Origin of the sequence: Roseovarius sp. (genome assembly GCF_030373445.1) — a bacterium.
GTDB lineage: Bacteria > Pseudomonadota > Alphaproteobacteria > Rhodobacterales > Rhodobacteraceae > Roseovarius.
This window is the reverse complement of the sequence record NZ_JAUCYU010000012.1, coordinates 80,747-94,174: the sequence shown is the minus strand read 5'-3', so window position 1 is coordinate 94,174 and position 13,428 is coordinate 80,747. Positions and strand designations below refer to the sequence as shown.

Below are 13,428 nucleotides of genomic sequence, written 5' to 3'. Positions count from 1 at the left end.
CCTAGGCTGCGAAGACGGAAAAAGGAAACCTTCATGAAAAGATCGGCGATCGTCTCGGGGACCGCGCTCAAGATCCTCCGCTTCGTCCGCAGCCTCTGGATCCGGGTGGCGCTGATCTCGGTGCTGGCGCTGCTGGCCTCGGGGCTGGCGATGGCGTTCGAGACCATCCTGCCCGAAGCCCTGCGCCAGCGGTTCGGCACCGGCGCGGTGATGCCCGTGCTGAAGATCCTCGCCTCGGGCATGCTGGCGGTCAGCACCTTCTCCCTCAACGTGATGGTCACCGCCCACCACGCCGCCGCGGCCCAGGCCACGCCCCGCGCCCACCGCATCCTGCTCAACGACACCGTCACTCACACGGCGCTCGCCACCTTCATCGGCGCCTTCGTCTATTCGCTGAGTTCCATCATCCTCGTGCAGGCCGGTCTGCATGCCGAGGGCTCGGCGGTGATCCTCATGGGGATGACCGTGCTGGTGGTGGTGCTGGTGATCCTCGCCATGCTGCGCTGGATCGACCGCCTCAGCGATCTCGGCAGCATGGATGCCACCCTGCGCAAGACCGACGAGGAAGCGCGCGTCAGCCTGATGACCACGCGGCAAAGCCCGGCCCTGACCGCGACACCGCTGACCAGCGACACGGTGATCCCGCCCGACGCCAAGCCGCTTCCCGCGCCCCGATCGGGTTACATCCAGGTCGTCAACCTGCCCCATATCGACGATTGCCTGCCGGGCGAAGCCGCCCGCGTCTGGTTCACCACCCCGCCCGGCACCTTCGTGCTCAAGGGGCAGACCGTGGGCCACGTGGCAGGGCTCGACGAGCCCAGGATCGAACAGGTGCAGGGTGGGCTGACCATCGGCGAGTTCCGCACCTTCGAACAGGACGCCACCTATGGCCTGCTGGTCCTGTCCGAGGTCGCCTCGCGCGCGCTGTCACCCGGCATCAACGACCCCGGCACCGCCATCGACGTGGTCGGACGGCAGGAGCGCCTGCTCTGGGAATGGGCCACCACGCCGCGCAACGACGCCACGCCGGCCTATTCCCGCATCTTCGTCACCGAGGTTTCGCCCGAAAGCCTTGTCGAGTTCGCCTTCGCCGGGGTCGCCCGTGACGGCGCCGGGCATCTCGAGGTCCAGCGCCGCGTGCTTCACGCGCTCGACGCCCTTCAGGATGCCGGCAACGACCGCATGGCCCGGGCCGCCCGCGACTGGGCAAAGCATACGTTCGACTACGGACAGGCCGCGCTGGCCATCGAATGGGAACGCGAACGGATCAGGGAAACCTACGACGACGCCTTCGGCGCTAGCGCTTCGCCTTGATCGTCTGAAGCAGCGGCAGAACCTGGCTCATGTCCGGCCCGTGGCTCTGACCGGTCAGCGCCTTGCGCAGCGGCATGAACAGCCCCTTGCCCTTGCGCCCGGTCTTCTCCTTCACCTCGGCCGTCCACTTGCCCCAGGTCTCGCCGTCATGCGGCCCTTCCGGAAGCAGCGCCATCGCCTCGGCCACGAACTCCCGGTCCTCCTCGGCGATATCGGGCTCGGCCCCGTCGCGGAACATCACCCACCACGGGCCCAGATCCTTGATCGTCGAGACATTCTCGCGCGTGACCTCCCAGAACCGCTCGGCCTGGTCGTCCGGCACCCCCAGCGCGGCGATCTCGGCCTTCACGTCCGAAAACGGCCGATTGTGCAGGATCCGTGCACTCAGCGGGAACAGGTCATTGGCATCGAATTTCGTCGGCGCCGCCCCGAAACGCGAGATGTCGAACCCCTCGACCAGCTCGTCCACGCTACCGCGAAGCTCAACCGGATCCGCCGAGCCCAGCCGCGCCATCAGCGACAAAAGCGCCATCGGCTCCACCCCCTGCGCCCGCAGGTCGCGCAGGCTCAGCGTGCCCAGCCGCTTCGACAGCGACTCGCCCATCGGCCCGGTCAACAGCGAGTGGTGCGCGAACGACGGCACGTTGCCGCCCAGCGCCTCGATGATCTGGATCTGCGTCGCCGTGTTGGTCACGTGGTCCGACCCGCGCACGACATGGGTCACACCCATCTCGGTGTCATCGACGACCGAGGCCATGGTATACAGAACCTGCCCGTCGCCCCGGATCAGCACCGGGTCCGACACGCTGGCCGCGTCGATCGACACCGGGCCGAGGATACCGTCCTCCCACTCGATCCGCTCGTGATCCAGCTTGAACCGCCACACGCCATCGCCCCGCTCGGCCCGCAGCCTGTCCTTCTCCTCGTCCGACAGCGACAGCGCCGCCCGGTCATAGACCGGCGGCCGCCCCATGTTGAGCTGCTTCTTCCGCTTCAGGTCCAGCTCGGTCGGCGTCTCGAACGCCTCGTAGAACCGGCCCATCTCGCGCAGCCGGTCGGCGGCTTCGGCGTAACGGTCCAGCCGCTCCGACTGGCGCTCGACCCGGTCCCATGTCAGGCCCAGCCATTCGAGGTCTTCCTTGATGGCGTCGACATATTCTTCCTTCGACCGCTCCGGGTCGGTGTCGTCGATCCGCAGGATGAAGGTGCCCCCGGCCTTGCGCGCGATCAGGAAATTCATCAGCGCGGTGCGCAGGTTGCCCACGTGGATGTAACCGGTGGGCGACGGGGCGAAACGGGTGGTGGTCATTGGGTCATGCTCCGGATGGTCGCAGCGGGCAATGTCACAGGTCGCGCGCTTTGTCCAGTTCACCCCTGCGTCGGCCACGCCCGATGCTCGTCATCGATGACGAAAACATGCTTGTGCCGCCGCCTGCCCTGATGCGCCCGCAAATGCGGATGATCCGGCGGCAGGTTTGGATGCTCGTGCTCCACCACCCGGCCCAGCCCCGCCGGCCACACCAGCCGCGCCGCCACCACGCCCAGCAACGCCAGCCCGCCCAGAAGCGCCAGCGCCGCCCCCATGCCCAGGGCCTTGCCGGCCCAGCCCGCCAGCGGATAGGTCACCAGCCACCCGGCATGGCTCAGCGCGAACTGCGCGGCAAAGACCGCCGGCCGGTCCTCCGCATGGGCCGAACTGCGCAGCAGCCGCCCCGAGGGCGTCAGGATCGACGCGTAACAGAACCCGATCACCGCCCAGAGCGCCAGAAACACCCCCCAGCCCGGCAACCCGGCCATCGCGATCCAAGCGCCAAGACCCACGCACAACGCCGCCGCCCCGGTCGCCCCCGAGATCATCACCCGCCGGTCATTCCCCTGCTCCAGCAGCCGCGGCAGCATCAGCGCCGCCGCCATCGAGCCCGCCCCGAAGGCCGCCATCGCAATGGCAAGGTCCGACTCGCGCCCGCCCATCTGTCCGCGCACCAGCACAACCGTGTTGACCAGCACGAACGCCCCCGCAGAACAGGCCGCAAGGTTCAGCGCCAGCAACCCCCGCAACCGTGGCGTCGCGAGGTAAATCCTTGCCCCCCGCGTCAGCCGCTCGCGAAACGGCCGGGCGCCTGAGGCGGGGTCAAGCGCCGGCACCGCCGCCATCCCGATCAAAACCGCCGACCCCGCAAACCCCACCGCCGTCCCGGCAAATAGCGCGGAATACCCCGTCACCGTCAGCAACAGCGCCGCGAGCGCCGGGCTCGTCAGGTTCTCGAGATCATAGGCCAGCCGCGACAGCGACAGCGCCCGCGTATAATCGCCCTCGTCCGGCAACAAATCCGGCAACGTGGCCTGATACGCCGGCGTGAACGTGGCCGAGGCCGATTGCAGCACGAAGATCAGACCGTAGATCTGCCACACCTCGCTCACGAAGGGCAGGCACAGCGCCACCCCGACCCGCACAAGATCGGCCCCCACCAGCACCGGTTTGCGCGGCAGCTTCTGCGCCACCGCCTGCGCCACCGGCGACAGCACGACATAGCACACCATCTTGATCGTCAGCGCGAGCCCCAGGACCACGCCCGCATCCGCCCCGGCCAGGTCATAGGCCAGCAACCCCAGCGCCACGGTCATCAGCCCGGTGCCCAGAAGCGCAATGACCTGCGCCGAAAACAGCGCGGCATAGGTGCGGTTGGCGAACAGTCCCAGCATGCCTCAAACGATCTTTTCCGCGCCCCGAAAGCGCCCACTCACCAGCAAATTAACGCGCGCCCGGCCCGCCTGTCACCCGCCCGCGCGACAGGCCCCTTCCATTCCGGTGCCCCACCCCGCATATCAGGGGCATGTCACGCCCCGACCCCAGCCTTGCCCAGATCGAGGAGATGGCCCGCGCCGCCATCGCCGACCTTCCCGACGGCTTCCAGCCGGCTGCCAAGGAGGTGGCGCTGCGCGTCGTCGACTGGCCCGAACGCTGGATGCTCGACGATCTCGGCATGGCCGACCCGCTGGAGCTGACCGGCCTTTATGACGGCATCCCGATGACCGAGAAATCGGTCATCCACCAGCCGCTTGGCCCCGACAGTGTCTGGCTCTTCCGCGAACCCATCCTCGCCGAATGGCGCGACCGGGGCGATGTGGAGATCGAGGACCTCGTGGCCCACGTCACCATCCACGAATTCGCCCACCATTTCGGCTGGTCCGACGACGATATCGCCACGATCGACAGGTGGTGGGAGTGAGCGCCGGTCCGGGCAAGGCCCGGCAAACCGCCCCCCGAAACCACGCGAAACCTGCCCTCACCGCGCCGTCCGGGAGCGCCAATTTGCCCGAAATCCCGTTTTGGAGTATTCTGGCGCATCCGCTTCAGGGGAGGATAACCAGATGAAACTCGATGAACGGACGTCCCTCGTCTCTCGGCGCAACGTCATTCTCGGCACCCTGCTGGGTGTGCCCGCCTCGGCCATGGCCGTCGCGATCACCGCGCAGCAGGCCCGCGCCAGTGGCGGAGGCCGCGATCCCGGCGACGAAAAGGATGGCTGCAAGAACGGCAAATGCGGCGACGACGACAACTGACGCCTGACGCCCGGCCGCCTAGCTGCCGTCGCGCCAGCGGTTGACGATTGGATAGCGCCGGTCCAGCCAGAACGCCCGCTTCGACAATCTTGTCCCGGGCGCCGACTGGAACCGCTTGTATTCCGAGATGTAAAGCAGGTGCTCCACCTTCTTCGCATCCGCGCGGTCATACCCGGCCGCCACGCAATCGGAAACCGACCCGTCCTGATCGACGAGGATCTTCAGGATGCCGTCCAGCACCGGGTAATCGGGCAGCGAATCGCTGTCCTTCTGATCCTCGCGCAGCTCGGCCGAGGGCGGCTTCTGGATGATGTTCTGCGGAATGACCTCGCCCCCGGGCCCCTTCATCCACGCCCGGTGGTTGGCATTGCGCCAGCGGCAGATGTCGAACACCCGCGTCTTGTACATGTCCTTGATCGGGTTGTACCCGCCTGCCATGTCGCCGTAGATCGTGGCATAGCCCACCGCCACTTCCGACTTGTTGCCGGTGGTCAGCAGCATTTCCCCGAACTTGTTCGACATCGCCATCAGCAGCAGGCCGCGCAGCCGCGACTGGATGTTCTCCTCGGTCACGTCCGGCTCCAGCCCCTCGAACAGCGGCGCCAGCGTGTTGGTGATCGCCGCCCGCCCCTCGGAAATCGGCACGAAATCATACCGGCAGCCCAGGTTCTCGGCCACCGCCTTGGCATCGTCCAGCGAGGCCTGCGAGGTATATTCCGACGGCAGCATCACGCAGCGCACGTTCTCGGGGCCCAGCGCATCGACCGCCACGGTCGCCACGATCGCGCTGTCGATCCCGCCCGACAGGCCCAGCAGCACCTTCCTGAACCCGGTCTTGCGAAGGTAATCCCGCAGCGACAGCACCATCGCGTGGTAATCCTGCTCGAACCCCTCGGGGATATGCGCCAGCTCTCCCGGCTCGGCGCGCCAGCCCTCCTCGGTGCGCACGAAATCGACGTGCGAGATCGCCTCCTCCATCAGCGGCATCTGCACCATCAGCTCGCCGCCGGGGTTCAGCACGAAGGTCCCCCCGTCGAAAACCTGGTCGTCCTGTGCGCCGACAAGGTTCAGGTAGATCAGCGGCAAGCCGGTCTCGACCACCCGCGACACCATCAGGTTGATCCGGGTATCCAGCTTGCCGCAGTAATAGGGCGAGCCATTGGGCACCAACAGGAACTCCGCCCCCGTCTCGGCCAGCGTCTCCGAGACATCCTCGTACCAGCTGTCCTCGCAGATCGGGCTGCCGATGCGCACGTCATCGACCACGTAAGGCCCGCCGACCGGGCCGGACTCGTAGATCCGCACCTCGTCGAACACCGTCTCGTTGGGCAGGTGATGCTTAAGCACCCGCGCGGTGATCTCGCCGCCCTTCAGGATGTAATAGGCGTTGTAGAGCCCCGCCCCTTCCAGCGCCGGGCCACCGATGGCCAGCGCCGGGCCGTCGGCGCAATCGGCGGCCAGCTTCTCGATCTCGGCAATCGCCGCCTGGTGAAAGGCCGGCTTCATCACCAGGTCCTGCGTGTTGTAGCCGGTGATGAACATCTCGGGCAGCGCAACCATCTGCGCACCGGCCTTGCGGCCCTCTTCCCACGCCTCGCGCGCCAGCGCGGCATTGCCCGCCAGATCGCCTACCGTCGCATTGAGCTGTGCCAGTGTCAGGCGAAACCTGTCGGTCATGATGCGCGGGCCCTTCCCTTGCCGGTCGTCCCCGCCTGATTTAGCAGATGACACCGCGAGGGAAAGGCGATTTGACCAAAACCCGTTGTCACCATAAGCCCGGTCCACTAGATTTGGGCCACCTGCAGGGGCGCAGGCCGGGGCAACAGAGGCAGACATGAGCAGAACGCTGACCAGATTACTCGTATTCGCAGCCGCCGGCACCGCCGGCGCCGCCCTCGCGCAGGATGGCGAGGTGCAGACCAAGCAATACGAGGATGGCGGCATCTACGAGGGCACGTTCAAGGACGGGCTCCAGCACGGCACCGGCACCTATACGCTCCCCAACGGCTATGAATATTCCGGCGAATGGGTCGAGGGCGAGATCCGCGGTCAGGGCACCGCGCGCTTCCCCAACGGCTCGGTCTACGAGGGGCAGTTCCTGCGCGGCAAGCCCCACGGCGTGGGCAAGATCATCTTCGCCGACGAGGGCACCTACGAGGGCGAATGGCTCGACGGCAAGATCACGGGGCGCGGCGTGGCGGTCTATGCCAACGGCGTCCGCTATGATGGCGAGTTCCGCAATGCCATGCACCACGGCCGCGGCCGGATGGAAAGCCCCGGCGGCTATGTCTACGACGGCGAATGGGTTGACGGCGTCAAGGAAGGCATGGCCAAGATCACGTACCCTGACGGCGCGGTTTACGAGGGCCAGGTCGTCAACGGCGCGCGCGAGGGCGAAGGCACGCTTTCGATGCCCGACGGGCTGATCTACGCGGGCCGCTGGAAAGACGGCCAGATCGACGGCAAGGGCAAGCTCACCCAGCCCAACGGCGACATCTACGAGGGCGACCTCGTCCGCGGCCGGCGCGAGGGCACGGGCCGCGTGGTCTACAACAACGGCGATATCTACGAAGGCGAATTCGCCGAAGACCGCCGCCACGGCCAGGGCACCTTCACCGGCACCGACGGCTACCGCTACGAGGGCAACTGGGTGGCCGGCAAGATCTCCGGCGAGGGGACCGTCACCTACCCCGACGGCTCGGTCTACGTGGGCGAGTTCCGCGACGACCTCGCCAACGGCATGGGCAAGATCACCTATCCCGACGGCTCGACCTACGAGGGCGAGTGGACCGGCGGCGTGATCGACGGCACCGGCAAGGCGACCTATCCCAACGGGCTGGTCTACGAGGGCGAGTTCGAGAACGCCCGCAACCACGGCACCGGTGTCATGACCTATGCCGACGGCTACCGCTACGAGGGCGAATGGCAGGACGGCCAGCGCCACGGTCAGGGCACCGCCACCTATCCCGACGGCACGGTCTACGAAGGCCAGTTCGCCGACGGTCAGCGCCACGGCCAGGGCAAGATCGTCATGCCCGACGGCTTCACCTACGAAGGCGAATGGCAGGAGGGCGAAATCTCCGGCCAGGGCGTCGCCACCTACACCAATGGCGATGTCTACGAAGGCACCTTCCTGCGCGGCAAGCGCCAGGGCGAGGGCACCATGCGCTATGCCAGCGGCGAGGAGGCCAGCGGCGAATGGCTCGACGGCGCGCTGACCGAAACGGTCACCGAGGACTCCACGACGCAGGAGGCCGCCACCCAGGACGCCCAGCCCACCGAAGACGGCGCGGACGAGCCTCAATCCACCGAATAGCCCGGTTCATCCCTCCGGATTGAGGGGCCAGCCCCTCAAGCTCCCCGGGATATTTCCGGCCAGAAGAAGCATGGCGCGCCCTGCCGCTTCTTCTGGCCCCAAATATCCCCGCCGGAGGCTCCCGATCCTCAGACAGCCTCCCCGGCGTCGAGCTTTTTCAGGAACGCCTCCGCGTCCTTTATCACCGTATCGCGCTTCGCCTTCTCCATCCTGTCCCATGTCCGGTACATCTGCGCCATGCGCGGATTGCCCTTGAACCGCTCCCGGTGCCGCACCAGGAAATGCCAGTAGAGCAGGTTGAACGGGCACGCCCCCTCGCCGGTCTTCTTCTTCACCGAATAGGCGCAGGTGCCGCAGTAATCCGACATCCGGTCGATGTAATTGCCCGAGCTCACGTAAGGCTTCGACGCGATGATCCCGCCATCGGCAAACTGGCTCATCCCCACCGTGTTGGGCGCCTCGACCCATTCGAAGGCATCGAAATAGACCGACAGGTACCATTCATGCACTTCGTTCGGGTCCACACCGGCCAGCAGGGCGAAATTGCCGGTCACCATCAGCCGCTGGATGTGGTGGGCATAGGCCTCGTCCCGCGTCTGCGCCACCGCCGCCTCGAGGCAGGCCATCTTCGTCTCCGCCCCCCAGTAGAGCGGCGGCAGGGCGCGGTCATGCTTCAGCCCGTTGCGCGCGGCATAATCCGGCCCCTCCCGGAAATAGAGCCCGCGCACGTATTCCCGCCAGCCGATCACCTGCCTTATATACCCCTCCGCCGAGTTGAGCGGCACCCGCCCGGCTTTCCATTCCTCTTCCACGCGGGTGCAGATTTCCACAGGATCCAGCAGGCCGATATTCAGATATGCGCTCAGAAGCGAATGGTTCAGGTACTTGTCCCCCACCAGCATCGCATCCTGGTAGGGCCCGAATTCCGGCAGCAATTCCTTGGCGAAATGGTCGAGCGCCCGCAGCGCCTGCCCCCGTGTCACGGCGAAATGAAACGGCCGCAGTTCCCCGAAATTCTTCCCGAACCGGGTCTCGACCAGGTCCAGCACCTCCTCTGTAACCTCGTCCGGCGTGAATTGCATGGGCTTGGCCCGCAGCATGTCGTCCGAGGCCGGTTTGCGGTTGTCATGGTCGTAATTCCACTTGCCGCCCTCGGGCTTGTCGCCATCCATCAAGAACCCCGTCTTCCGCCGCATCTCGCGGTAGAAATACTCCATCCTGAGGTCCTTGCGCCCCTCGGCCCAGTCGTTGAACTCGTCGAGGCTCGCCACGAACCGGTCGTCGGGCAGCACCGTCATCTTCAGCGGCGCGTTTTCCAGCGCCTCCACCAGCCGCCATTCGCCCGGGCTGGTCGCGATCACCTCGCTGGTGTCGTGCTCCTGCCCCCGCCGCATCAGCTCACCCACGATGGATTTCGTGGCATCCGGGTCATTGAGCTTGGTATAGGCGACGGTCCAGCCCTCGTCCTCCAGATGCGCCGCGAAATGCCGCATCGCCGACAGCACCAGCGCGATCTTCTTCGGATGGTGCGGCACGTAGCCGGTCTCGTCGCCCACCTCCGCCATCACCACGATATCCTCGGACTTGTCCGCCGCCTTCAGCGCCGCCACCCCGTCCGACAGTTGATCGCCCAGCACCAGTACCAGCTTCACCACGGCACACGCTCTCCCTGCCAGTCAAAGAACTGCCCCGTATCCTCCGGCACCAGCCCGTTGATCACCGACAACAAGTTCGCCGCCGCCTCTTCCGCCGGCACGGTCGGATGGCCCTTCGCGTAATCTGCGGTCAACGCCGTCTCCACCGTACCCGGATGCAGCGCCACGCAGATCGCGCCCTTGTGCGTCCGCCCCAGCTCGATCGCGCCGGTATGGATCATCTGGTTCAGCGCCGCCTTCGCCGTCCGGTAGCTGTACCAGCCGCCGAACCCGTTATCCCCGATCGACCCGACCCGTGCCGACAGCGCCGCGAACACCGCCCGCCCGTCCCGCGGCAGCAACCTCACCGAATGCTTCAGCACCATAGACGGCCCCACGCAATTCAACCGGAACTGCGCCACCATCGCCTCGGCCTCCAGGTGTTTCAGCGATTTCTCCGGCCCGCGCCCGTCAAGCTCCAGCGCCCCTGTCGCCACGAAGACCAGGTCAAACGGCCCCGCAAGCCCGCCCAGCACCCGCGCGACCGACCCCTCGTCGGTCACGTCCAGCCCGTCCGCCGACCGCGACAGCCCCGTCACCGCCACGCCCCGCGCTTCCAGCGCCGCGCACACAGCCGAGCCGATCCCGCCCGACGCCCCGATCACCAATGCCGTTTCCATGCAAGCGGACCTAAAGCGCCCGCGCCCGGTATCAAGCGACCCGTGAAATCCGGGGGTTTTCAAGCCCGCGCACCATCCCTATACTTCGCCCCATGATGATGCAGGACCATATCACGCCCAAGGCCACCCGCCCCCGCGCGGCTTGCCTTCCCGTCCTGCTGCTCCTAAGCCGCCTCTGAGCGTGCCGTGAGCCGGCGCGACCGCTCAGAGGATACGCCTTCTTCGCGCCACCAGGCTTAGGACAACAAAACGAGACCAGACATGACAAACGCTGACAAAGACCGTGTTTCGCCAGACGCGAACAAGGACCGCGTTCCGCCGCAGACGGACAATGACCGCGTTTCGCCGCAGGCGAACAAGGACCGCGTGGTAATCTTCGACACGACCCTTCGCGACGGCGAACAATCCCCCGGCGCTACCATGACGCATGACGAAAAGCTCGAGATTGCCGGGCTGCTCGACGAGATGGGCGTCGACATCATCGAGGCGGGCTTTCCCATCGCCTCCGAGGGCGATTTCCGCGCGGTGAGCGAGATCGCGAAGAACGCGAAGAACTCGGTGATCTGCGGCCTTGCCCGCGCCAACATCAAGGATATCGACCGCTGCTGGGAGGCGGTCAAGCACGCCGAGCGCCCGCGCATTCACACCTTCATCGGCACCTCGCCGCTGCACCGCGCCATCCCCAACCTCACGCAGGACGAAATGGCCGACCGCATCCATGAAACCGTGACCCACGCGCGCAACCTCTGCGACAACGTGCAATGGTCTCCGATGGATGCCACCCGCACCGAGTGGGATTACCTCGCCCGCGTGGTCGAGATCGCCATCAAGGCCGGGGCGACCACCATCAACATCCCCGATACCGTGGGCTACACCGCGCCGGTCGAATCCGCCGACCTCATCCGCCGCCTGATCGCCGAGGTGCCGGGCGCCGAAGAGGTGGTCTTCGCCACCCACTGCCATAACGACCTCGGCATGGCCACGGCCAACTCGCTGGCCGCCGTCGCGGGCGGGGCGCGGCAGATCGAATGCACCATCAACGGCCTCGGCGAGCGCGCCGGAAACACCGCGCTGGAAGAGGTGGTGATGGCGCTCAAGGTGCGCAACGACATCATGCCGTACTACACCGGCGTCGACAGCACCAAGATCATGCATATCAGCCGCCGCGTCGCCACGGTCTCGGGCTTCAATGTCCAGTACAACAAGGCCATCGTCGGCAAGAACGCCTTCGCCCACGAATCCGGCATCCACCAGGACGGCATGCTCAAGAACGCCGAGACGTTCGAAATCATGCGCCCGGCCGATGTGGGCCTCGCCGAGACCAATATCGTCATGGGCAAGCACTCCGGCCGCGCCGCGCTCCGCGCCAAGCTCAAGGATCTCGGGTTCGAACTGGGCGCCAACCAGCTCGACGACGTGTTCTTCCGCTTCAAGGATCTCGCCGACCGCAAGAAGGAGGTCTATGACGAAGACCTCGTCGCCCTCGTCGCCGCAGGCGAGGACGAGGCAAAGGATCGTCTTGTCATCAAGTCCCTGCGCGTGGTCTGCGGCACCGGCGGCCCGGCCGAGGCCAAGCTGGTCATGTCCGTCGACGGCGAGGAGAAGACGGCCACCCAGTCGGGCGACGGCCCGGTCGACGCCACCTTCAAGGCGGTCCGCGAGCTGCACCCCAACGACGCGCGGCTCTCGCTCTACCAGGTCAGCGCGGTGACCGAGGGCACCGACGCCCAGGCCACCGTCTCCGTCCGGCTCGAGGAAGAGGGCAACATCGCCACGGGCCAGTCGGCCGACACCGATACCGTCCTCGCCTCCGCCAAGGCCTATGTGCACGCGCTCAACCGCCTGCTCGTCCGCCGCGGCAAGACCGGCGAGGACAAGCGCGAGATCAGCTACAAGGATGTCTCGTAACCTCCTCAAGCAGAACCGGAAACGTCAAACGCCGTCAGCCCCGCTGGCGGCGTTTTTCCATGTCCGCCGATCATCTCCCCAAGCTTCACTCAGGGTTTTGCGGCACCGCCTTTATTCGCCGACGGCGTAGTCGCATCCAAAGGTGGACAATCGGTTTGAATGGAAGAAGCAGGGTTTTCACCGTTCTGAAGAACCAAGGATGCGCCGCGTACATGGTCCATCGCGCGAAGTCATCCGCCTCGCGTTCCTGCTCCGGCGCCTGCCCGCTCTCAAGATGCCCGCACACATGGTGCCCCACCTCGTGATAGAACGTATGCTCCGCCTCGATCCGCCGCCACCACCGCAGCATCCCCCGTGCCCGCCTGGCGGGCCAGGTCAGCACGATGGCCGACTCGCAGATCCGGTAGAGACCGACATACTCCATGTCTCCCGACCATCCGATCACGTCGATCCGCGAGACATCGCCAAGCTCCATACCCGGTGTCCGAGCCCACCGGGCAACATACCCGGCAATCCGCCCCCGGTCCTCGACCTCCTCAGCCACGAAAACCGGCGTCCCGTCCGCCAAATGCAGCACCGGCGGTGCATCTCTCATCTTCGCCATGAAATCCACGATGCGCAGATACCGGTCATGCAACCGAACTGATCGCAACCGCCCGATCTCTGCCCGAAAGGCAGACACATCGAGCTCATGAAGCAACGACAGAAGCACGCCCAGATACAGGTGCGACGGCCCCTTCGGCCGCTCGCCCCACGCCGCCGAGTCGAGCTTCGCCCGCACATGCGGCACGGCCTCCGGCCCGGCATCGACCAGGCGCCGCCAGGCATCCCGGCGGATCACGGTGTCGTCGATGGACACGCCCTGGAGAAGGCGGACGACCGCCCGCTCGACATCACTCATTGCCATGACCGATCGACATGGGCCCTGCCTTTCATGCCTGTATTTCTACAGCAATCCTCCCATAGGCCAAAGCCGGCACAGATCGTGCCGACTTCTTTTTCCGACCTGCAC

11 protein-coding genes are annotated in these 13,428 nt (G+C 66.3%); 5 read left to right on the top strand and 6 right to left on the bottom strand.

The genetic code is table 11. The features are described 5' to 3' along the window. Positions 1 to 33: 33 nt before the first annotated feature. A complete protein-coding gene (locus QUV18_RS19450) occupies positions 34 to 1,314 on the top strand; it encodes a DUF2254 domain-containing protein (RefSeq protein ID WP_300895754.1) in 1,281 nt (426 codons plus the stop codon). On the opposite strand, the gene gltX is transcribed toward QUV18_RS19450, so the two are convergent. Together gltX and QUV18_RS19440 are read right to left on the bottom strand one after the other, a co-directional pair. Further along, positions 1,298 to 2,623: a glutamate--tRNA ligase gene (gltX, locus tag QUV18_RS19445; RefSeq protein WP_300895753.1), complete on the bottom strand. Its 1,326-nt coding sequence runs from the start codon at positions 2,621 to 2,623 to the stop codon at positions 1,298 to 1,300. The two genes, QUV18_RS19450 and gltX, sit on opposite strands and share 17 nt — an antisense overlap. A gap of 59 nt (positions 2,624 to 2,682) precedes the next feature. Then, positions 2,683 to 4,017 (bottom strand): MFS transporter, encoded by a 1,335-nt coding sequence (locus QUV18_RS19440; protein ID WP_300895752.1) that lies wholly within the window; start codon positions 4,015 to 4,017, stop codon positions 2,683 to 2,685. Between the two features lie 131 nt (positions 4,018 to 4,148). Here QUV18_RS19440 and QUV18_RS19435 point away from each other — a divergent pair, with 131 nt between their 5' ends. Together QUV18_RS19435 and QUV18_RS19430 are read left to right on the top strand one after the other, a co-directional pair. Then, positions 4,149 to 4,544 (top strand): metallopeptidase family protein, encoded by a 396-nt coding sequence (locus QUV18_RS19435; RefSeq protein WP_300895751.1) that lies wholly within the window; start codon positions 4,149 to 4,151, stop codon positions 4,542 to 4,544. 142 nt (positions 4,545 to 4,686) lie between these two features. Beyond that, positions 4,687 to 4,878 (top strand): hypothetical protein, encoded by a 192-nt coding sequence (locus QUV18_RS19430; protein WP_300895750.1) that lies wholly within the window; start codon positions 4,687 to 4,689, stop codon positions 4,876 to 4,878. Between the two features lie 18 nt (positions 4,879 to 4,896). Here the strand turns inward: QUV18_RS19430 and QUV18_RS19425 are convergent, their stop codons facing one another. After that, positions 4,897 to 6,555 carry an NAD+ synthase gene (locus tag QUV18_RS19425; RefSeq protein WP_300895749.1) on the bottom strand — a complete coding sequence of 553 codons (1,659 nt, stop codon included), beginning with the start codon at positions 6,553 to 6,555 and terminating at the stop codon, positions 4,897 to 4,899. 157 nt (positions 6,556 to 6,712) lie between these two features. On the opposite strand from QUV18_RS19425, the gene QUV18_RS19420 reads away from it, so the two are divergent. Continuing rightward, entirely contained in the window at positions 6,713 to 8,194 is a 1,482-nt protein-coding gene (locus QUV18_RS19420) for a 2-isopropylmalate synthase (RefSeq protein WP_300895748.1), read from the top strand. Between the two features lie 128 nt (positions 8,195 to 8,322). On the opposite strand, the gene QUV18_RS19415 is transcribed toward QUV18_RS19420, so the two are convergent. After that, entirely contained in the window at positions 8,323 to 9,849 is a 1,527-nt protein-coding gene (locus QUV18_RS19415; RefSeq protein ID WP_300895747.1) for a cryptochrome/photolyase family protein, read from the bottom strand. Beyond that, positions 9,843 to 10,508: an SDR family NAD(P)-dependent oxidoreductase gene (locus tag QUV18_RS19410; RefSeq protein ID WP_300895746.1), complete on the bottom strand. Its 666-nt coding sequence runs from the start codon at positions 10,506 to 10,508 to the stop codon at positions 9,843 to 9,845. Before QUV18_RS19410 ends, QUV18_RS19415 begins: the two co-directional genes overlap by 7 nt. 261 nt (positions 10,509 to 10,769) lie before the next feature. Here QUV18_RS19410 and QUV18_RS19405 point away from each other — a divergent pair, with 261 nt between their 5' ends. After that, positions 10,770 to 12,416, top strand: a complete 1,647-nt coding sequence (locus QUV18_RS19405; protein ID WP_300895745.1) for a 2-isopropylmalate synthase — start codon at positions 10,770 to 10,772, stop codon at positions 12,414 to 12,416. Between the two features lie 85 nt (positions 12,417 to 12,501). Here the strand turns inward: QUV18_RS19405 and QUV18_RS19400 are convergent, their stop codons facing one another. Further along, positions 12,502 to 13,317 carry a hypothetical protein gene (locus QUV18_RS19400; protein ID WP_300895744.1) on the bottom strand — a complete coding sequence of 272 codons (816 nt, stop codon included), beginning with the start codon at positions 13,315 to 13,317 and terminating at the stop codon, positions 12,502 to 12,504. Between the last annotated feature and the right edge of the window lie 111 nt (positions 13,318 to 13,428).

Bases quoted from the DNA above. Each gene is read 5' to 3' on its own strand.
- QUV18_RS19425 (WP_300895749.1), bottom strand. From the start codon at position 6,555: ATGACCGACAGGTTTCGCCTGACACTGGCACAGCTCAATGCGACGGTA.
- QUV18_RS19435 (WP_300895751.1), top strand. From the start codon at position 4,149: ATGTCACGCCCCGACCCCAGCCTTGCCCAGATCGAGGAGATGGCCCGC.
- QUV18_RS19420 (WP_300895748.1), top strand. From the start codon at position 6,713: ATGAGCAGAACGCTGACCAGATTACTCGTATTCGCAGCCGCCGGCACC.
- QUV18_RS19430 (WP_300895750.1), top strand. From the start codon at position 4,687: ATGAAACTCGATGAACGGACGTCCCTCGTCTCTCGGCGCAACGTCATT.
- QUV18_RS19450 (WP_300895754.1), top strand. From the start codon at position 34: ATGAAAAGATCGGCGATCGTCTCGGGGACCGCGCTCAAGATCCTCCGC.
- QUV18_RS19410 (WP_300895746.1), bottom strand. From the start codon at position 10,508: ATGGAAACGGCATTGGTGATCGGGGCGTCGGGCGGGATCGGCTCGGCT.
- gltX (WP_300895753.1), bottom strand. From the start codon at position 2,623: ATGACCACCACCCGTTTCGCCCCGTCGCCCACCGGTTACATCCACGTG.
- QUV18_RS19400 (WP_300895744.1), bottom strand. From the start codon at position 13,317: ATGAGTGATGTCGAGCGGGCGGTCGTCCGCCTTCTCCAGGGCGTGTCC.
- QUV18_RS19440 (WP_300895752.1), bottom strand. From the start codon at position 4,017: ATGCTGGGACTGTTCGCCAACCGCACCTATGCCGCGCTGTTTTCGGCG.
- QUV18_RS19405 (WP_300895745.1), top strand. From the start codon at position 10,770: ATGACAAACGCTGACAAAGACCGTGTTTCGCCAGACGCGAACAAGGAC.